The organism is Phytobacter palmae, assembly GCF_039409775.1.
Taxonomy (GTDB): domain Bacteria; phylum Pseudomonadota; class Gammaproteobacteria; order Enterobacterales; family Enterobacteriaceae; genus Phytobacter; species Phytobacter palmae.
Genome location: NZ_JBCIVJ010000029.1, coordinates 1 through 18083 on the forward strand (window position 1 = coordinate 1; position 18083 = coordinate 18083).

Here is an 18083-nt window from a genome sequence, read left to right on the forward strand (position 1 = left end):
AGGGCGTATTGTGCTCCAAAATCATTGTTATCAATCAGAACGCAAATCAGGCCGGACACAGCAGCACCGATGAAATTATTACCAGCGATATTAAATCCGTAAGATAACAGCAAAGAGATCCCTCGCCATTCTGTTGCACCACCATTGCAACGTATATCAGCACCGAAAATACAACCGTCAATAATGTTTTTGATGTTGAAGCAGTAGTTAAGACAATTATACTGTCCGCCACTTACCTGTAATCCACTTTCCGCAGTATCAGAGATCTACCTTACGCCTTGTTTGACACCCCCATCCACAGCACAGTTTGTGAGATAAACACCTTCGGTGTAGATGGACAGGACAATGCCAGCATCACCATAGAAAAATTCACACTCTGTGAAATAAAACCACCGCAAACCTGCGAGTTAGTTCCATCAAGTTGATTCAACCTGGCATAAAAACCAATGCCATTACCATTTTGCAGACTATTAAAATATCGGCAACGGCTTTGAAAAACATACGTTGTATTAATTAAATTAACATCACGTGCAAAACATTGTGTCAAGCCGCTTTCACCACGGAATGTTACACGGTCGAGATATGTTCCGCGAGTAGGCCTTCCGGTCAGCGCCCCCGTTTATTATTAAACCATACCCGGCGTTTGCCGGGTCAGTAACCACCAACATACCACAAAAAGTAACAGAGTTAGCCGACGATGCGTCTATCCACCACCCGCTTCTGGTATAGGTGAAATTAAACAGGCTGTTTGTGCCAGTGACGCTGGTTTTAAGTTGGGTAATGTCGGTTCACTGCCCCTCAAAACGAAGCCCCTGTAATCCAGTCAGGGTTGTAGTAACAGTGTTTGTACCATATACCCCTTTACCGTGTGGCATTACAATCGTTGCACCATATGGAAGAGTCAGCGCAACATTTACAGCAGATTACAATGCTGCCCAATACAGAGAATCAGAACGAGATGTTACAAAAGGGAATAGATAGGATGGTGCCGATAATAGGAGTCGAACCTACGACCTTCGCATTACGAATGCGCTGCTCTACCAACTGAGCTATATCGGCCCTGAAAGGACGGGATTCACGTCGGTGAACCACGGTGCAAAAGGTTAGATCTAACGAGGTGATGCGTCAATGCCCTTTGGAATCAAACGGCTACTTTTGCATCACCCTCGTTGTTATTTACGCACGAATCGTATCGTCGCCAAAGCCGATCCACTTGTAGGTCGTCAGGGCTTCAAGGCCCATCGGCCCGCGCGCATGCAGTTTTTGCGTGCTCACCGCCACTTCCGCGCCAAGGCCAAACTGACCGCCGTCGGTGAAACGCGTTGAGGCATTAACATAAACGGCAGAAGAGTCGACTTCGTTGACAAAACGGTTCGCATTGCTGAGGGTACGCGTCAGGATAGCATCTGAATGCTGCGTGCCGTGCTCACGGATATGGGCGATAGCATCGTCCAGGTCGGCAACGATTTTCACATTCAGATCCAGCGACAGAAACTCATTGTCGTACTCTTCCGCTTTAACCGGCACAACCACTGCCGGGCCAGATTGCAGCGCCGTCAGCGACCGGGCATCCGCATGCAAGGTGACGCCGCTTTCCGCCATCTGCTTACTCAACGCAGGCAGGAAGGTATCCGCAATATCCTGGTGAACCAGCAGCGTTTCGACGGTGTTACAGGTACTCGGACGCTGGGTTTTCGCATTCACGATAATTTTCAGCGCAGGCGCAAATTCGGCAGTGTTATCAACGAAAATGTGACAGACGCCGATGCCCCCGGTGATCACAGGAATAGTGGACTGTTCGCGGCACAGCTTGTGCAGACCAGCGCCACCGCGGGGGATCAGCATGTCGATGTATTTATCCATCTTAAGCATTTCATTGACTAGCGCGCGATCCGGGCTTTCAATCGCCTGTACCGCACCGGCAGGTAAACCGCACTCTTCCAGCGCCTGCTGAATCACTTTTACCGTTGCCGCATTGGTGCGCCAGGTCTCTTTACCGCCGCGCAGAATCGCCGCGTTGCCGGTTTTCAGGCACAGGGAAGCCACATCCACGGTGACATTTGGGCGTGCTTCGTAAATGACGCCAATCACGCCGAGCGGCACACGGCGACGCTCAATGCGCAGTCCGCTGTCCAGCAGACCACCATCAATCACCTGCCCTACCGGGTCAGCCAGCTTACATACCTGGCGAACATCGTCAGCAATCGCTTTCAAACGCGCTGTCGTCAACGCAAGGCGATCAAGCAGCGCTTCGCTCAGTCCATTACGGCGAGCCTCCAGAACGTCCTGTTCGTTGGCGAGAATAATCTCGTCGGACTGCGCTTCAAGGTAATCGGCGATTTTTTCCAGCACGCGATTTTTTTCACGGCTGGAGAGCAATGCCAGCTTGTATGACGCTGCTTTTGCAGCGATGCCCATCTGTTCCAGCATACATCTGCTCCTTAACGGATGATCATATCGTCGCGATGCACGGCGACCGGGCCATATTCATAGCCGAGAATGGAATCAATTTGCTGCGAATGATGGCCGGCAATGCGACGCAGCGCGTCACTGTTATAGCGGGTAACGCCATGTGCAATATCGCGACCTTCGAGGTTACGGATGCGGATCACTTCACCACGGGAAAAGTTGCCTGTCACGCTTTTAATCCCTTTTGGCAGTAAGGAGCTACCGCGTTCCAGGATAGCGGCAGTCGCGCCTTCATCAACGGTAATTTCACCAGCCGGAGGCGCGCCAAAAATCCAGCGTTTACGGTTTTCCAGTGGTGAAGCCTGTGCATGGAAAAGCGTCCCAACCTGAACCCCTTCCATCACATCGCCAATTACCCCCGGCCTGCTGCCTGCAGCAATGATGGTATCGATACCCGCACGGCAGGCGACATCCGCCGCCTGTAATTTGGTTCCCATACCGCCGGTGCCCAGGCCTGATACGCTGTCACCCGCAATAGCGCGCAATGCGTCATCAATACCGTAGACATCTTTGATTAATTCAGCGTCCGGGTTGTTACGCGGGTCAGCGGTAAAAAGACCTTGCTGATCGGTAAGAAGAAGGAGTTTGTCTGCGCCCGCCAGGATAGCGGCCAGCGCCGATAAATTGTCATTGTCGCCAACTTTGATTTCCGCCGTCGCAACGGCGTCATTTTCGTTAATGACCGGCACAATATTGTTGTCGAGGAGCGCACGCAGGGTGTCACGCGCATTAAGGAAACGCTCACGGTCTTCCATATCTGCGCGGGTTAGCAGCATTTGCCCAACGTGGATACCGTAAATCGAGAACAGCTGTTCCCATAACTGGATCAGACGGCTTTGCCCGACAGCGGCAAGAAGTTGTTTCGATGCGATGGTGGCGGGCAACTCCGGGTAGCCCAGATGCTCGCGCCCGGCGGCAATAGCGCCAGAAGTCACAATAACAATACGATGCCCTGCTGCATGCAGCTGTGCGCACTGGCGCACGAGTTCAACAATGTGGGCGCGGTTCAGGCGGCGGGATCCGCCCGTTAAAACACTGGTGCCGAGTTTCACTACCAGCGTCTGGCTGTCGCTCATGATTTCTGCCGTTCAACGTAGAAGAAAAAAATTAAACAGTCTTTGTAACAGGATCAGAGCCAACTTCCAACTGTGAGTTTTAACAGCTTAAGAAAATCCTTGAAGGCAATCAGAAAACCTACTTACAAAACTTGACGTTTTCATGACACGACCTGTAAAACCTGCTTTGTAAAAAAATAAATAAGAATTGTCATAAAACTTTAATTCGCAGACGTTAAAACCCTACGTGAATTTTTCACTTGAGCGGCGACGTTCAGCGATCTAAAGCGCGTTAATTACAATTAATCAGGAAACATAATGAAAAAAACTACTTTGGCATTAATGATGATCGGCCTTGGTGTTGTTTCTGCTTCTTCCAACGCTGCGGAAATCTACAACAAAAATGGTAACAAACTGGATCTGTACGGCAAAATCAAAGCCATGCACTACTTCAGCGATGATACCACTCAGGATGGCGACAAAACTTACGTGCGTCTGGGCTTCAAAGGCGAAACTCAGATTAACGATCAGTTGACCGGTTTCGGTCGCTGGGAATCTGAATTCGCGGGCAACACCGACGAAAGCAGCTCCACCCAGAAAACCCGTCTGGCGTTCGCCGGCCTGAAAGCAAAAACCTACGGTTCTATCGACTACGGTCGTAACCTGGGCATCCTGTACGATGCAGCGTCTGTAACCGATATGTTCCCGGAATTCGGCGGCGACTCTCTGACCCGCACCGATAACTTCATGACCAAACGTACCACTGGCGTGGCTACCTACCGTAATACCGACTTCTTCGGTGCGGTCAATGGTCTGAACCTGGGTCTGCAGTATCAGGGTAAAAACGAAGCTGGTCGTGTTGCTTCCAAACAGAATGGCGACGGCTTCGGCACCTCCCTGTCTTACAACTTCGGCGGTAGCCCGGTTACTCTGATCGCTGCCTACGCAAAATCAGACCGCACCGATCTGCAGAACACTCAGGCTCTGGGTAAAGGCGCTAACGCGGAAGCGTGGATCAGTGGCGTGAAATACGACGCTAACAACATCTACCTGGCGGCTATGTACAGCATCGCGCAGAACATGACGCCAATCGGCAGCCGTGGTTTTGCTAACAAATCTGAAAACTTCGAAGCCGTTGCTCAGTACCAGTTCGACTTCGGTCTGCGTCCGTCCATTGGTTACGTACAGACCAAAGGTAAAGACCTGGAAAACGGTTGGGGCGATCAGGACCTGGTTAAATATGTTGACGTGGGCGCAACCTACTACTTCAACAAAAACTTCTCTGCAATGGTCGATTACAAAATCAACCAACTGGACAAAGGTGATTTCGCGACTTACGTAGGTTCCAGCTACGTTACCGACGACATCGTTGCTGTTGGCGTGACTTACCAGTTCTAAGTCTTAAACGCACGTTGACTTAAGTACTGAATATAAAGCACCGAACGATAACCTCGTCGGTGCTTTCTTTTTTCGTCAGTGCGCGCAACAAAACGCAAGAATGGGAAGTATGGAAAAGCCTTTTAAGCAGTCGCCGTTATGACTCAATGCTTTACTCAGAATGCTGTTTCCAGTGAATCAGTGACGCAATAATCATCATCCACCAGTGGCAAATAGCGCCACTTATCAAACGCAGTACAGGGATGTGAAATGCCACAGCCCACCCAGTCGCCGGGCTTTAACGCATCATCTTCTGGCAGCAACAAATAGGCATGTTGATCGTTCACCTCACTGATACGCATGCCAGAAGCGGCACGAGGGGCGCTACCATCCACATTTCGCACCCACAATGGGTTTGGCAAATCCTGATCAAAGGGCACATCGCGGCGGCCGAAATCAACAAACGCCAGGCCTGGCTCAGGTCGTGATAATACCCTACCCCAGATCTCCAGCGCGGGTTCAAAATGATGCCGGGCGCCCGGTTGAGCAAACGGGGCGATGCGGGCATATAACCCGTTATCGTGTGCCATATAGGCACCTGATCGAATCAACGGTGTGATCGGGAGCGGCAGCTGCGCCCCGGTAAAACAGGCGCTGACCACATCAAACCATGCGCCGCCGCCAGCGCTGAGAATAATGGTCTCGCTGCTGAATAGCTCTTTCTCAGCCAACAGTGCAGCCGTAGCGATTATCATCTGGCAATAATCGCGCACCCTGGCGATACCGGCTGCATCACGCCCCGCCCCCAGTGCGCCTTCATAGCCTGCCACCCCTACCAGTTGCAGAACCGGACTTGCCGCAACCGCCTCGGCAATTTCCAGAGCTTGCGAGGATGAACGACAGCCAGTTCGCCCGCCGCTAACCGACATTTCCAGCAGTACCGCAATGTGGCTGTCGCCAAGATGCTGTTCCAGCAAACGAACTCCCTGCACCGAATCAACGTAGCAAAGGAAGCCGTGGTCAGGATGTTGCTTTTGCCACTCTCCTGTCCAGCGAATGCCAGCAGGATCAACCAGTTGATTAGCGAGAAAGACGTTACGAATACCAAACTGACGCAACGCGCGAACCTGTGCAGGGGTTGCTGCACTCAATCCCCAGGCGCCGCCTTCGGTGATGGCACGACGCAGGATCGCCGCAGACATTGAGGTCTTGCCGTGTGCCGCCAGCATTACGCCCTGTTCACGGCAAAAATCTGCCAGTTGGCGCAGGTTATTCTCCAGCGCCGATTGCTTCATTAGCATCAGTGGGGAAAACACGCTATTGCTGGCCAGGACCGGGGTACCAGGCGGTAATGGCGCATCGCCACGGCCTGCAACAGATTTAAAGCGCGGCGCAGGTTGCAGCGCATCCAATAACCCATCGGCCACCAACGGAAAATGAATCGACATAACGCCTCCGGTCAATGTTCAAGAACACGCGATAAAAACTGCTGGGTGCGCGGATTTTGTGGATTCACGAAAATCTGCTCAGGCGATCCTTGTTCAGCAATCACCCCCTGATCCATAAACACCACACGGTCTGCGGTTTTGCGCGCAAACCCCATCTCATGGGTGACCACGACCATAGTCATCCCTTCACGCGCCAGGCTGCGCATCACCTCCATGACTTCACCGACCAGTTCGGGATCGAGCGCGGAGGTGGCTTCATCAAAAAACATAATTTTCGGTTCTACCGCCAGCGCCCTGGCGATCGCCACTCGCTGCTGCTGACCGCCGGAAAGTTGTGCCGGGTAATAGTGTGCACGCTCAGCCAGCCCAACGCGAGTCAGGGCTGCCATGCCGCGTTTATTGGCTTCGGCCTCAGACAGTTTCTGCGCTTTTATCAGCGCCAGCGTCACGTTACCGAGCGCGGTTTTGTGGGGGAACAGGTTGAACTGCTGGAATACCATCCCGACATGACCACAAATTTCGCGGCTGCGTTTATGGTCGTGCAAAGGCACATTGTTGACCCAGATTTCGCCCCCGTCGGCCGTTTCCAGCCCGCTCATGATGCGTAACACGGTACTTTTGCCGGAACCTGATGCGCCAATCAGCACCAGTACTTCGCCGGGCGAAACATCAAGGCTGATCTCTTTGAGCACCTGGGTGCTACCAAACGATTTGGTAATACGGCTCAGCGTAATGGCGGATTTGCTCATAAGGCCTGGCTCCTGGTTTGATGATGTTGAACCCAACGGGAAAGCGGAAAGCAGACAACGAAGTACAGCACGGCCACCAGCGCATAAATCACCACCGGCTGGCCGATACGATCAACGATCGCCTGGCCCTGGTGCATCAGTTCCGACATGCCAATCATGCTGACGATGGAGGTATCCTTAATCAGAGAAAGATACTGCCCCACCAGCGGCGGCAGTACGATGCCGCGCGTCTGAGGCAGGATCACGTTAAGAAAGGTCTGGCGTTTTGACAGCCCGAGGATCCACGACACTTCCCATTGTCCTTTGGGGACCGCTTCAATTCCGGCGCGAAACACTTCGGCGATATATGCGCCCTGGTAGATACTCAAACCGAGAATACCGGCGGCAAACAAATTTATTTCATAGCCAAAATAGGCCACGCCAAAGTAGATAAACATCAAAGTGATCAATACTGGCGTACCGCGAAACAGCTCAGTGTAAAGCACGGCAATATGGCTGGCCCCCGAGATACGGCTGGTACGTAACACGGCGGCGAGCAGACCGAGAAGCGTACTGCCAATGATGGCAGCGGCTGAAAGCAGCAGAGTGATCCATAGCCCCTCCAGCAGCAACGGTAATGAACTGGTGATCATATTGCTCATAGCGCATTCTCCCGTTTCAGTGAACTAGTCAGCCATTTTTTTGCCCACCACCGGGCGGACTTTTTTACCGGAGTGACCAGTTGCGGATGAAACAAACGGCTTCCCACCAGGTTACCGAGCCAGGAAAAGAGATTACTCATCAGCAGATAGACCAGTGCTACCACGCTGAACGTCTGGATATAAAGCAGCGTGCGGGCGTTTATCACGGTGGCGGTGCCGGTCAGTTCCGGCAGCGCAATAGCTGACAATAGCGACGTACCCAGCAACAACTGAATCAGGTTGTTAATAATGGCAGGCCATACGGCGCGCGCAGCCTGGGGCAACACAACACTTAAAAAGACCTGGCGGCGTGAAATACCTAAAATCCATGCGGCTTCCAGTTGTCCTTTGGGCACTGACTGTATTCCGGCGCGAAAGGTCTCCGACAGATAAGCGCCGACATTAATGCCCAGCGCCAGCACCCCTGCGGTAAAGGCGCTCATGGTGATGCCGAGGGAAGGCAGACCGAAAAAAATAATGAAAATTTGCAGCAACACCGGTGTATTGCGGATGAATTCAACATAACAGTGGCTCAGCCAGCGTAGCGGCGCTACCGCAGAGGCTTTCGCCAGCGCTGCCAGCACCCCGAGTGCGACGGCCAGCATAAAAGCGAGAAGTGTGACCTGTAGCGTCAGCCAGGCGGCGGCCAGGAAGGTCTCGCCGTAACTCCACAGGGTTAGCCATTGATAACTCATGAATGGACTCCTTCCTGCGGTGCAGCAGAGCAAATATTGCTACACCGCAGGCAATCAGAATTGCGGATTCAGTGGGTAACGCGGCTTATCACCAAACCATTTTTGATACAGCGTGGCGTTCTCACCGGAGGCGTTGATCTCAAACAGGAATTCATTGAGGTAGTTCAGCCATACCTGGTCACCCTGCTTCACGCCAAAGGCGTTATATTCCAGCGGCACCAGCGCTTCGTTAGTGACAGTCAGGGTCGGATCAAGTTTGGCCTGATAAGCGAGGAAGTTGTTATCCTCAATCATTGCATCAGCCTGTCCCTGTTTCACCGCCAGAATGGCTGCCTGTGAGGAGTCGTACTCCTGAATTTTGACCTCGATGCCCATGCTGCGCACTTCATCTCCGTTGGTAGACCCTTTCACCGTGGCGATGGTTTTACCGGCCATGTCATGGGCTGATTTGATGCCGCTCTCTTTACGAACCAACATCGCTTCACTCGCCACAACGTACGGATTGGTGAAGCCGATCTCTTTGGCGCGTTCCAGGTTGCGAGTGAAGTTACAGAACACCACGTCCACTTTGTTAGTTTGCAGATTAGGGATACGGTTGGCGCTGGTGGTGTTGACCATTTCCAGTTTTACGCCCATCTTGCTGGCCAGCGCTTTCGCCAAATCGACGTCATAACCATCGGGTTTGCCGTCTTTATCGTAAAAACCGAAGGGAGCGAAACTCAGGCAGTCACCCACGCGTAACGTGCCGCGTTGCAATACGGTTTGCAGTGTCGATTGCGGGGCCGCGCCCGCCACTTGCTTCTCTTCCGTGGGGGTACAACCGGCAACAGCCAGCAGAGCCAGCGCTCCGGCGATGATTTTTAACGAAGTTGCATTCATTGTTTTGCTCGCTTATTAAATGGAGACGACATAAAAAGCATCAATTATTTACGGGCAGCCCTGGTGTGGGCGAATAAATAAAAATGTCAGTGTGTTATCAGATAAAAAATATTATTTCCGATCGGCGCGAAAGCATTTCATATCCACTTCCACTTTGCAGTCGACAACTAAATCCTGCACGCTACAAATACGTGCCGGGGGATTTCCGGTAAATATCTCGCTGAAAACTTTATTAAAGGAACTGAAGTAACGAGCGTCAGTTAATACTGCCGTGACGTGTACAACATCCTCCACCCTGTACCCCGCCTCGCGCATAATGGACAGGCAGTTATCAAACGCCAGGCGGGTCTGCTCAATGATCCCTCCTTCCACCACCTCGCCCTCGCGCATCGGCGTCTGGCCTGAGATATACAGCCAGCCATCCGCCTCTACGGCGCGTGCGAACGGCAGTTTCTGCCCACCCGTACCGGTGCCGCCTTCAATGCCATAACGCTTAATCGTCATGCAATGCTGCTCCTTTTTGTTCAGAGAATTGCCATGAGTACTGCATCATCAATGTCTGATATACCGGACAACCATCTGCAATACCGGATAGAGCAAGATTTGCACAGCTTTTTTATTTTTGCAATATATCCGGAACAATTTAATTTTTTATGGTGTTGTCGCGATCGCAAAATAAAAATTAAAGGGAGGTAATTCCTGAATGGAAATGTTATCCCGATCGTGATTTTAAAAAATTAATTTGCACCTTATGCGCTAAAATGAGGCCCCAAAATAGAACAAAGAAATAGAAATGCTGGCAGGAAAATTTTAATTAACGGGGATGGGTTAACGGCGACGCTGGGTGTATCATGCTTTTCTTTTTTATTGTCTTTACTGTCTGGCGCGACTGCCCGACTGCATCAGGAGAATTTGCTTATGCCGGACGAGAAGCCATCGCGAGCGCGCGGTGTTGACCGGGTTATCGACATTTTTCACCAGTTGCACATCGCCCGTCAGCCCATGACGATGCGCGATTTGATCGACGCCACCGGTGCGCCGCGTTCCAGTGTATATGAGCTCGTCAGCCTCCTCACTGAGGCCGGGCTACTTGAAGTGGATGCCGACGGTGCGGTGTTCTTTGGCCGCGAAATGCACTACTACGGTGCAGATTACATGGCGCATAACGATCTCATCCGTCGCTCACATCAGTTAATGGTTGAACTCGTCGCCCGTCATGGCGAGACGGTGCAGCTCTGTATGCTGGAGGGGAATAAATACACCGTCGTGCTGTCGGAAAGTAATGCCCACCCGTTCAAAATCACGTCTGATATCGGCGTGCGGGTTCCGATTACCTGGACTGCCACTGGACGGCTGTTGCTCAGTAATTGGTCGGACAGTGCCATTCTCGATCTTATTCCCGAAGAAGATTACCGTCTGGCGAACGGGCAAGTCCTTGATAAGCAGGCCTTCCTGGAAGACATTCATCGCGCCGGACAGCAGGGTTATTGTCTGACTGAGGGGTTGTCGGAGAGTTTTACCTGTTGTATGGCGGCGCCGATTCGTTCTCGTAGCGGGCAGGCGGTGGCGGCTATCTGCTTTATGGTGAGTCGCGATACACCGGAGGATCGCCGCCAGATGTTGCTCAAAGAGTTGATCGTTTCTGGCCAAAAATTATCGGATTTCACCTGAATCCGGGCTATTTTTCCCCTGCTTCGGCACGCAGAAAAGCCAACATCACAGCGACATCCCCGGGGTGTTCAGACATAAAAAATCCGGAATCAGAGGGCTGAATCCGGATTGTCTCTTGTCGGGCGAATCTTTTGACTGCGCTTAAACCGTCAGATTAATTTCGTCGGTGAAATTTTCCGCAGGTTCCAGTTTCAGCTCCAGCGCCGCAAGGACCTCGCGGGCGCGACCATGAAATTCACGCAGCGTATACTCCAGCCGGTCCGTCACTTCTGAATCTTTTATTGCAGTTTCTTTCCAGTTCCCGTCTTTATCGTATAGCCCAAAATGGTAGCTATAGGTAAAACGGTTTTGCTGCGCTTCCATTTCCATCCACCAGCCCCAAAACTCACGCTTCTCCGGCGCGGGCTTTACATTGACGCATACGGCCAGGCAATCAAAAAAGAAGCGATTATCGGCACACTGTTCTTCCCGAATATACGGGCCTAGCGCGGTAAACCTTTTAATGAGTTTGCTCTTCGGATGTCCACTCGGTAACGTCATTGCGATCTCCTTATGTGATGCAACTGTTTTACCAAATCAATCAAAATTAGCAATCCATTAACGCAATCTATAATTGATCCAGTCCGTAATGTCCCGCAGCGCCTTATCAAAATTGCGATAAACCGGATTAAACGGGATTTCCAGTAATTTACCATCGGCGGATGACGAAGTGATTAAACGCGACTCTTCTTCCGGGCTGAATGGATCGTTTCGCCAGAAACCAGACAACATCGGTGTCGGACAACGTCGCCCCAGCAACCCCTGCGTTTTTAGCGAGTATCGATTCAGCTCAACATAGAGTGACTCGTCCGAGGCATTATGCATGCCGAGTCGACTGGCGAGCACATCCATATACATCTCCGGCACACGCCACAGTTGCAGAGGGTTAGCCAGCAGCGCATGCACGATCGGCCCGAGACAGGCCACCGCTTTCAGGCGCGGAGACTCCAGATAACCAAGGCGCACCGCCACGTTGGCACCAAAGCGAAAACCAAACGCCGCAACGCGTGTATGGTCAATCCACGGAATGTTCGGCAGCGCTTTCAGCGCATGCTGATGCAGCAGGCTAGAGTCCTGAGTTAGTTTCCATTTTGAGGAGAATCCCACAGATGGCATATCCAGCGTCAGCATGGCGATGCCTTTCGGCGCAAAATAGCGTTCATACAGACTGTAGTAGTCGCTTTGCAGACCATCCAGCTCGCCGCACATCAGGATGGTAGGAAAAGGTCCCTCTCCTTTAGGCATATGTAAGAAACCAATCACCGGCGAACCGCCGGGAATTGAAAATTCCATCTCTTTCATTGTGCCAGGCAGACGCTGCGCCGCCTCTTCATAGGCGCGATTCGCCAGCGCCTGTGCCTGCTCTGCCAGGACATCCCCTTTAATATGCGGATAAGCGGCAATGCTATAGAGGTTTGACGCGTGCAGCCAGTGCTGGCCACTGAGGGCGGTATCCTCCTCCTGGCTGGCTTTTTGCTGCCACTGCATAGCCTGAGTGGACCATTCGTAGATCCAGTTGCCGCCGCGATAGCCCACTACCGTATCGTAAAGTTCAGGGTCGGTATGTTCCGACGTGCTCATGGCGATCCGCGCCTGTACGTCCAGGATCTCTTTCGGATCGACGCCGCGCCAGATCCACATCAATCGGTTGATCATGCGATACCAGTGGGGCTTATTGTTACCATCCAGGGTGGATTCGACAGGCGGCAGTTTATTATGGGTAAGGCGACGCACCAGCGTTGAGGTTTCCGGGTGCTTGAAACGGGGTTTGAACAGGGTTTCGCTGAGGTTAGCTTGTGGCATTACGCGCAGCCTCCATCAATACGTCAATGACGGTATTGTAACCTGGCGGATGTGAAAAAAAACAACGCCCGGCAATGCCAGGCGTTGTAAATAATCATAAAGAAAGGATTAACGACCAGAGATAGGCGGAACAAAGACCACGCCCATATCCCACGGCTGTTCAATCCAGGTATCCTGAGGGATGTCAATCACGTAATCGTCAACCAGTGGACGACCAGCCGGTTTAGCAAAAATGGTGACGAAGTGCGCTTTTGGGTACATTTCGCGGATAGCCACCGCGGTACCGCCGGTATCGACCAGATCATCAATAACGATGAAACCTTCACCATCACCCTCTGCGCGTTTGATAATTTTCATTTCGCGCTGGTTGTCGTGGTCATAGCTGGAAATGCAAACGGTATCGACATGGCGAATACCCAGTTCACGTGCCAGTAATGCGCCCGGAACCAGACCACCACGGCTAACGGCAATAATGCCTTTCCATTGTTCAGAAGGCATCAGGCGGTTTGCCAGTTTGCGTGCGTGAATCTGCAACATGTCCCAGGTGACGACGTATTTTTCGCTCATGTGAAGTGTCCCAGCCTGTGTATCTACGGCTTAAAAAGTGTTCTACGGGGAAATAGGTTGCGCGAGATTATAGAGATCTGTCGCGCTAAAAACCAGTATTACCGGGCATCGCTGGCGCTTTTTACGCGACGCGTACTAACAGAGGGACAATAAAGTGGTATTCTCAAGTCCATCTCGCAATCCGGCTTTGTGATTGTTCTGTAGTTTAACCCTCGGACCTGCAAAATATGCTGGCAGGCCTTTTAAAGGAGACTCATCGTGTCTGAATTGTCTCAACTATCGCCACAACCGCTGTGGGATATTTTTGCCAAAATCTGCTCAATCCCTCATCCGTCTTACCATGAAGAAGAACTCGCCGCGCACATCATGAGCTGGGCGAAAGAAAAAGGCTTACATGCGGAGCGCGATCAGGTTGGCAATATTCTGCTGCGCAAACCGGCAACGGCAGGTATGGAAAACCGCAAACCGGTTGTGCTGCAGGCGCACCTGGATATGGTGCCGCAGAAAAATAACGACACCGTGCACGACTTTACTAAAGACCCGATTCAGCCGTACATCGATGGCGAATGGGTAAAAGCGCGCGGCACCACGCTGGGGGCAGATAACGGTATTGGTATGGCTTCTGCGCTGGCAGTGCTGGCGGATGACAGCGTTGAGCATGGCCCGCTTGAAGTGCTGCTGACCATGACCGAAGAGTCCGGCATGGATGGCGCGTTTGGTTTGCAGGCTGGCTGGTTGCAGGCTGATATTCTGATCAACACGGACTCAGAAGAAGAAGGCGAAATCTATATGGGTTGCGCCGGTGGTATTGATTTCATTACTACTCTGCCGCTCTCCCGTGAAGCGGTACCTGCGGGTTACCAGACGTTCAAACTGACCCTGAAAGGACTGAAAGGCGGCCACTCCGGCGGCGATATTCATCTGGGCCTCGGTAACGCCAATAAATTGCTGGCGCGCTTCCTGGCTGGCCACGCGGCGGAGCTGGACCTGCGTCTGGCCGATTTCAACGGCGGTACTCTGCGTAACGCTATTCCTCGTGAAGCGTTCGCCACTTTCGCCGTTCCGGCAGATAAAGCTGAACAGGTGAAAAACCTGGCCGCAACCTATCAGGAAATCCTGAAAAACGAGCTGGCGATGAAAGAGAAAAACCTGGTTGTGCTGCTGGAGTCTGTCTCCACGAACAAACAGGCGTTGACGGCATCTTCCCGTGATGCATTTGTTGGCCTGCTGAACGCCACTCCAAACGGCGTGATCCGTAACTCCGACGTTGCCAAAGGCGTGGTCGAAACCTCTCTGAATGTCGGCGTGGTAACCATGCAGGACGACAATGCGGAAATTGTCTGCCTGATCCGCTCCTTAATCGACAGCGGTAAAGATTACGTAGTAAGCATGCTGGAATCGCTGGGTAAACTGGCTGGCGCGAAAACGGCACCGAAAGGCGGCTACCCAGGCTGGCAGCCGGATGCGAACTCACCGGTGATGCATCTGGTGCGTGAAACCTACCAGCGTCTGTTTAACAAGACGCCGAATATTCAGGTTATCCACGCTGGTCTGGAATGTGGTCTGTTCAAAAAACCGTATCCGGACATGGACATGGTTTCTATTGGCCCAACCATCACCGGTCCGCACTCCCCGGATGAGCAGGTACATATCGAGAGCGTAGGCCACTACTGGACGCTGCTGACCGAGCTGCTGAAAGCCATTCCGGCGAAATAAGTCGTGCTGTCCGCACCTTTTTGCAGGTGCGGACAATTTCTCTTCTGTCTTCCCGGTACTTTCATCTTTTCACCATTATCACAGCCCCAGCACCAGCTGACGCTCTAATTGCGGATCGAGCAGCGTCACATGCAAACCCACTAAACGTACGCCGCGTCCGCTGCGCCGCTCATTCCAGGTTTTTCGCGCCGTCGCCAGCAAATCGTCTTTATTTAAGCGTGGCCAGACATGCTCCTGGGTGGTGAGCTGAAAATCGGCAAACTTGAGCTTGACCCCCTGTCGGGCAATAAGCAGGTCTGGTTTTATCTTCGACAGGCGCCGTTCCAGTTCCGGATAAAGCTGTTGGTTGATAATGGCTTCACACTCTTCCCACTCATGAATGTCTTCTATCAGCGTCCGCTCCACGCCCACCGATTTGCGTAGCCTGTCGCTACTGATATGCCGCTCATCAATACCCTGACTACGCTCCCATAACACGCGGCCAAATTTGCCAAAGCGTTTTAGCAGCATCGCCAGGTCACTGTTCTGCACATCTTCGCAGGTACGCAGCCCGAGGGTTTCCAGTTTTGCCGCTGACACCTTGCCAACGCCCGGGATTTTACTCAGCGGAAGCGTACGTAAAAATGCTGGCACATCCGCGGGCGCAATCACATATTGCCCGTCAGGTTTGTTCAGATCGGAGGCAATTTTCGCCAGGAACTTCACCGGTGCGATGCCGGCCGATGCGGTCAGTTGTGTTTCACGAAATATGGTCCGGCGAATCTCTTGCGCCATGAGCGTTGCCGAACCATGGCAATGGGGGCTGTCGGTCACATCCAGATACGCTTCATCCAGAGACAGAGGTTCAATGAGGGTTGTATAACGGGAAAAAATTTCACGGATCTGATGAGAGGCTTCCCGGTAGGCTTCAAAGCGACCCGGTAATAAGGTGAGATGCGGGCAGAGTTTTAACGCCATTGCCGTGGGCATGGCGCTGCGTACGCCGTATTTGCGTGCCGGATAATTGGCCGTGCTGATGACACCGCGCTCAACCCGGCTGCCGCCGATAGCGATAGGGATATCCCGCAGAGCCGGGTTATCACGCATCTCCACCGCAGCAAAAAAGCAGTCCATATCGACATGTATGATTTTGCGCATACGCTCACCTTATCAGACACTGGATAAGTATACAGCATTATTTCCTGAGATGAGAAGAGAAGAAAAAAATGAGCGCGCCGTGAAAAAAAACGCCCAATATCGCTGTTATTTCTGGGGTTTTCATCGGACAATATTTAACAGGGGGATCGCTGCAAAAAACTAATTTGTAAACTCAGCGATCCGGGCTTGCGAAAAAATACCGTGATGCTACTGTGGGCGCACCCAATGCAGATTAATCTGAATTTGTGGGATTCTTTTGCCGTCCTGGCAATGTGGTAACCGTTTTATCAAGGAAACAAGCAGTATGCGCAAAATCGCATTTTTTCTTGCGATGCTTCTGATGCCGTGCGTCTCGTTTGCCAGCTTATTAAGCAGCAATGGTTCAACAACGCCGATCAGCAAAGAATATAAGCAGCAGTTGATGGGGTCGCCGGTATATATCCAGATCTTCAAAGAAGAGCGAACCCTGGATCTGTACGTCAAAATGGGTGAGCAGTATCAGCTCCTCAATAGTTACAAAATTTGTAACTACTCTGGCGGCCTGGGTCCGAAACAGCGTCAGGGCGATTTCAAAAGTCCGGAAGGTTTCTATTCCATTCAGCGTAGCCAGCTAAAACCGGACAGCCGTTTTTATAAAGCCATCAATATTGGTTTTCCTAACGCCTATGACCGTGCTCACGGTTATGAAGGGAAATACCTGATGATTCATGGCGCATGCGTGTCCATTGGCTGCTATGCCATGACCGATTCGCAAATTGACGAGATTTTCCAGTTTGTCACCGCAGCGCTGGTGTTTGGTCAGGAAAGCGTACAACTGAGTATCTATCCGTTCCGTATGACCGACGCGAATATGCAGCGCCACAAATATTCGACCTATGCGAAATTCTGGGAACAGTTAAAACCGGGTTATGACTTCTTCCAGCAGACACAGAAACCGCCTGTAGTCTCCGTTGTTGACGGGAACTACGTGGTCAGCAAACCGCTGAGCCACGAAGTTATTCACCCGCAGCTGGCGTCAAACTATACGCTCCCCGAGACAAAATAATGCCCATTCGCCTGGCATAATTTTTTGCCAGGTCTCATTGCCCGTTAGCGGCTGGGTGGCAATCACGGTAACCACATCGTCAGGTGTGGTTTCCCGCTGAAAATCAATTTCCACATCCTGATCCAGCAGTTTTGCCACGCCAAACGGTGCCCGACGGGTAATGCAGAACAGATTGGTTGAGCAGAACGCCATCACGTAGCGTCCATCTGACAGCAACATATTAAAAACACCCTTCTCGCGCAGCTCCGTCGCCAGCGTAGCGATGTATTTAAATACTGCTGCCATATTGCCCGGCGTTCGCGGATAGCGCGTGGTGAGCTTATGCAGCAGCCAGCAGAAGGCTTTTTCGCTGTCGGTTTCCCCGACCGGACGGAAGTTGCCTGTCTCCAGTGACTTATAACCGGTTAACTGCCCGTTATGGGCGTAGGTCCAGTTGCGTCCCCAGAGTTCGCGGGTAAAAGGATGGGTGTTTTCCAGCGCCACTTCGCCACGGTTCGCCTGACGAATATGGGCCACCACCGAACAGGACTTTATCGGGTAATCCTGAACCAGACGGGCAATCGGAGAGTTGAAACTGGGTTGCGGGTCTTTAAACGTACGACAGCCTTTGCCTTCGTAGAAGGTGATACCCCAGCCATCTTTATGCGGCCCGGTTCCCCCACCGCGCTGAACAAGCCCGGTAAAACTAAAGCAAATATCGGTTGGCACATTGGCGCTCATCCCGAGCAGTTCGCACATACAACACCCCCACAA

17 protein-coding genes and 1 tRNA gene are annotated in these 18083 nt (G+C 52.1%); 4 read left to right on the forward strand and 14 right to left on the reverse strand.

Annotation, left to right across the window (positions count from 1 at the left end; translation table 11 throughout):
* Window positions 1-983 precede the first annotated feature (983 nt).
* The 3 genes from AAIG39_RS22825 to proB all read right to left on the reverse strand — a co-directional run bounded on the left by AAIG39_RS22825 (window position 984) and on the right by proB (window position 3545).
* Window positions 984-1059: transfer RNA gene (locus AAIG39_RS22825), tRNA-Thr, on the reverse strand.
* 117 nt (window positions 1060-1176) lie between these two features.
* Complete coding sequence (proA, locus tag AAIG39_RS22830; protein WP_343194788.1) at window positions 1177-2430, reverse strand: glutamate-5-semialdehyde dehydrogenase; 1254 nt, start codon at window positions 2428-2430, stop codon at window positions 1177-1179.
* A gap of 11 nt (window positions 2431-2441) precedes the next feature.
* A complete protein-coding gene (proB, locus tag AAIG39_RS22835; protein ID WP_090082850.1) occupies window positions 2442-3545 on the reverse strand; it encodes a glutamate 5-kinase in 1104 nt (367 codons plus the stop codon).
* Window positions 3546-3842: 297 nt separating this feature from the next.
* Here proB and AAIG39_RS22840 point away from each other — a divergent pair, with 297 nt between their 5' ends.
* Entirely contained in the window at window positions 3843-4922 is a 1080-nt protein-coding gene (locus AAIG39_RS22840) for a porin (protein WP_090082853.1), read from the forward strand.
* A gap of 155 nt (window positions 4923-5077) precedes the next feature.
* Here AAIG39_RS22840 and AAIG39_RS22845 read toward each other — a convergent pair whose 3' ends face one another.
* The 6 genes from AAIG39_RS22845 to AAIG39_RS22870 all read right to left on the reverse strand — a co-directional run bounded on the left by AAIG39_RS22845 (window position 5078) and on the right by AAIG39_RS22870 (window position 9856).
* Entirely contained in the window at window positions 5078-6349 is a 1272-nt protein-coding gene (locus AAIG39_RS22845; protein WP_249572538.1) for an alanine racemase, read from the reverse strand.
* Window positions 6350-6360: 11 nt separating this feature from the next.
* Window positions 6361-7098, reverse strand: a complete 738-nt coding sequence (locus AAIG39_RS22850) for an amino acid ABC transporter ATP-binding protein (RefSeq protein ID WP_090082858.1) — start codon at window positions 7096-7098, stop codon at window positions 6361-6363.
* Complete coding sequence (locus AAIG39_RS22855; protein WP_343194789.1) at window positions 7095-7739, reverse strand: amino acid ABC transporter permease; 645 nt, start codon at window positions 7737-7739, stop codon at window positions 7095-7097. The genes AAIG39_RS22850 and AAIG39_RS22855 overlap by 4 nt, the downstream gene beginning before the upstream one ends.
* Window positions 7736-8473 (reverse strand): amino acid ABC transporter permease, encoded by a 738-nt coding sequence (locus tag AAIG39_RS22860; RefSeq protein WP_343194790.1) that lies wholly within the window; start codon window positions 8471-8473, stop codon window positions 7736-7738. The genes AAIG39_RS22855 and AAIG39_RS22860 overlap by 4 nt, the downstream gene beginning before the upstream one ends.
* 54 nt (window positions 8474-8527) lie before the next feature.
* Window positions 8528-9352: an ABC transporter substrate-binding protein gene (locus tag AAIG39_RS22865; protein WP_090082864.1), complete on the reverse strand. Its 825-nt coding sequence runs from the start codon at window positions 9350-9352 to the stop codon at window positions 8528-8530.
* Between the two features lie 111 nt (window positions 9353-9463).
* Window positions 9464-9856 carry a RidA family protein gene (locus tag AAIG39_RS22870; RefSeq protein WP_047371700.1) on the reverse strand — a complete coding sequence of 131 codons (393 nt, stop codon included), beginning with the start codon at window positions 9854-9856 and terminating at the stop codon, window positions 9464-9466.
* 414 nt (window positions 9857-10270) lie between these two features.
* On the opposite strand from AAIG39_RS22870, the gene AAIG39_RS22875 reads away from it, so the two are divergent.
* A complete protein-coding gene (locus AAIG39_RS22875) occupies window positions 10271-11023 on the forward strand; it encodes an IclR family transcriptional regulator (RefSeq protein ID WP_090082867.1) in 753 nt (250 codons plus the stop codon).
* Between the two features lie 141 nt (window positions 11024-11164).
* On the opposite strand, the gene crl is transcribed toward AAIG39_RS22875, so the two are convergent.
* The 3 genes from crl to gpt form a co-directional block, all read right to left on the reverse strand.
* Window positions 11165-11563: a sigma factor-binding protein Crl gene (gene crl / locus AAIG39_RS22880; RefSeq protein WP_090082868.1), complete on the reverse strand. Its 399-nt coding sequence runs from the start codon at window positions 11561-11563 to the stop codon at window positions 11165-11167.
* 57 nt (window positions 11564-11620) lie between these two features.
* Complete coding sequence (gene frsA, locus AAIG39_RS22885; protein ID WP_343194791.1) at window positions 11621-12865, reverse strand: esterase FrsA; 1245 nt, start codon at window positions 12863-12865, stop codon at window positions 11621-11623.
* 108 nt (window positions 12866-12973) lie between these two features.
* A complete protein-coding gene (gene gpt / locus AAIG39_RS22890) occupies window positions 12974-13432 on the reverse strand; it encodes a xanthine phosphoribosyltransferase (RefSeq protein WP_041852629.1) in 459 nt (152 codons plus the stop codon).
* 258 nt (window positions 13433-13690) lie between these two features.
* Between gpt and pepD the strand changes: the two genes are divergently transcribed.
* Window positions 13691-15148, forward strand: coding sequence for a cytosol nonspecific dipeptidase (gene pepD / locus AAIG39_RS22895; protein WP_343194792.1), 1458 nt, complete (start codon window positions 13691-13693; stop codon window positions 15146-15148).
* Window positions 15149-15226: 78 nt separating this feature from the next.
* Here pepD and dinB read toward each other — a convergent pair whose 3' ends face one another.
* Complete coding sequence (gene dinB, locus AAIG39_RS22900) at window positions 15227-16285, reverse strand: DNA polymerase IV (protein WP_090082876.1); 1059 nt, start codon at window positions 16283-16285, stop codon at window positions 15227-15229.
* Window positions 16286-16589: 304 nt separating this feature from the next.
* On the opposite strand from dinB, the gene dpaA reads away from it, so the two are divergent.
* Window positions 16590-17330 carry a peptidoglycan meso-diaminopimelic acid protein amidase gene (gene dpaA, locus AAIG39_RS22905; protein WP_041852632.1) on the forward strand — a complete coding sequence of 247 codons (741 nt, stop codon included), beginning with the start codon at window positions 16590-16592 and terminating at the stop codon, window positions 17328-17330.
* On the opposite strand, the gene AAIG39_RS22910 is transcribed toward dpaA, so the two are convergent.
* Window positions 17301-18068 carry a class II glutamine amidotransferase gene (locus tag AAIG39_RS22910; protein ID WP_090082878.1) on the reverse strand — a complete coding sequence of 256 codons (768 nt, stop codon included), beginning with the start codon at window positions 18066-18068 and terminating at the stop codon, window positions 17301-17303. The two genes, dpaA and AAIG39_RS22910, sit on opposite strands and share 30 nt — an antisense overlap.
* Between the last annotated feature and the right edge of the window lie 15 nt (window positions 18069-18083).

Excerpts from the sequence above, each read along its gene's own strand:
- proA (WP_343194788.1), bottom strand. The coding sequence starts at position 2,430 with ATGCTGGAACAGATGGGCATCGCTGCAAAAGCAGCGTCATACAAGCTG.
- proB (WP_090082850.1), bottom strand. The coding sequence starts at position 3,545 with ATGAGCGACAGCCAGACGCTGGTAGTGAAACTCGGCACCAGTGTTTTA.
- AAIG39_RS22840 (WP_090082853.1), top strand. The coding sequence starts at position 3,843 with ATGAAAAAAACTACTTTGGCATTAATGATGATCGGCCTTGGTGTTGTT.
- AAIG39_RS22845 (WP_249572538.1), bottom strand. The coding sequence starts at position 6,349 with ATGTCGATTCATTTTCCGTTGGTGGCCGATGGGTTATTGGATGCGCTG.
- AAIG39_RS22850 (WP_090082858.1), bottom strand. The coding sequence starts at position 7,098 with ATGAGCAAATCCGCCATTACGCTGAGCCGTATTACCAAATCGTTTGGT.
- AAIG39_RS22855 (WP_343194789.1), bottom strand. The coding sequence starts at position 7,739 with ATGAGCAATATGATCACCAGTTCATTACCGTTGCTGCTGGAGGGGCTA.
- AAIG39_RS22860 (WP_343194790.1), bottom strand. The coding sequence starts at position 8,473 with ATGAGTTATCAATGGCTAACCCTGTGGAGTTACGGCGAGACCTTCCTG.
- AAIG39_RS22865 (WP_090082864.1), bottom strand. The coding sequence starts at position 9,352 with ATGAATGCAACTTCGTTAAAAATCATCGCCGGAGCGCTGGCTCTGCTG.
- AAIG39_RS22870 (WP_047371700.1), bottom strand. The coding sequence starts at position 9,856 with ATGACGATTAAGCGTTATGGCATTGAAGGCGGCACCGGTACGGGTGGG.
- AAIG39_RS22875 (WP_090082867.1), top strand. The coding sequence starts at position 10,271 with ATGCCGGACGAGAAGCCATCGCGAGCGCGCGGTGTTGACCGGGTTATC.
- crl (WP_090082868.1), bottom strand. The coding sequence starts at position 11,563 with ATGACGTTACCGAGTGGACATCCGAAGAGCAAACTCATTAAAAGGTTT.
- frsA (WP_343194791.1), bottom strand. The coding sequence starts at position 12,865 with ATGCCACAAGCTAACCTCAGCGAAACCCTGTTCAAACCCCGTTTCAAG.
- gpt (WP_041852629.1), bottom strand. The coding sequence starts at position 13,432 with ATGAGCGAAAAATACGTCGTCACCTGGGACATGTTGCAGATTCACGCA.
- dinB (WP_090082876.1), bottom strand. The coding sequence starts at position 16,285 with ATGCGCAAAATCATACATGTCGATATGGACTGCTTTTTTGCTGCGGTG.
- dpaA (WP_041852632.1), top strand. The coding sequence starts at position 16,590 with ATGCGCAAAATCGCATTTTTTCTTGCGATGCTTCTGATGCCGTGCGTC.
- AAIG39_RS22910 (WP_090082878.1), bottom strand. The coding sequence starts at position 18,068 with ATGTGCGAACTGCTCGGGATGAGCGCCAATGTGCCAACCGATATTTGC.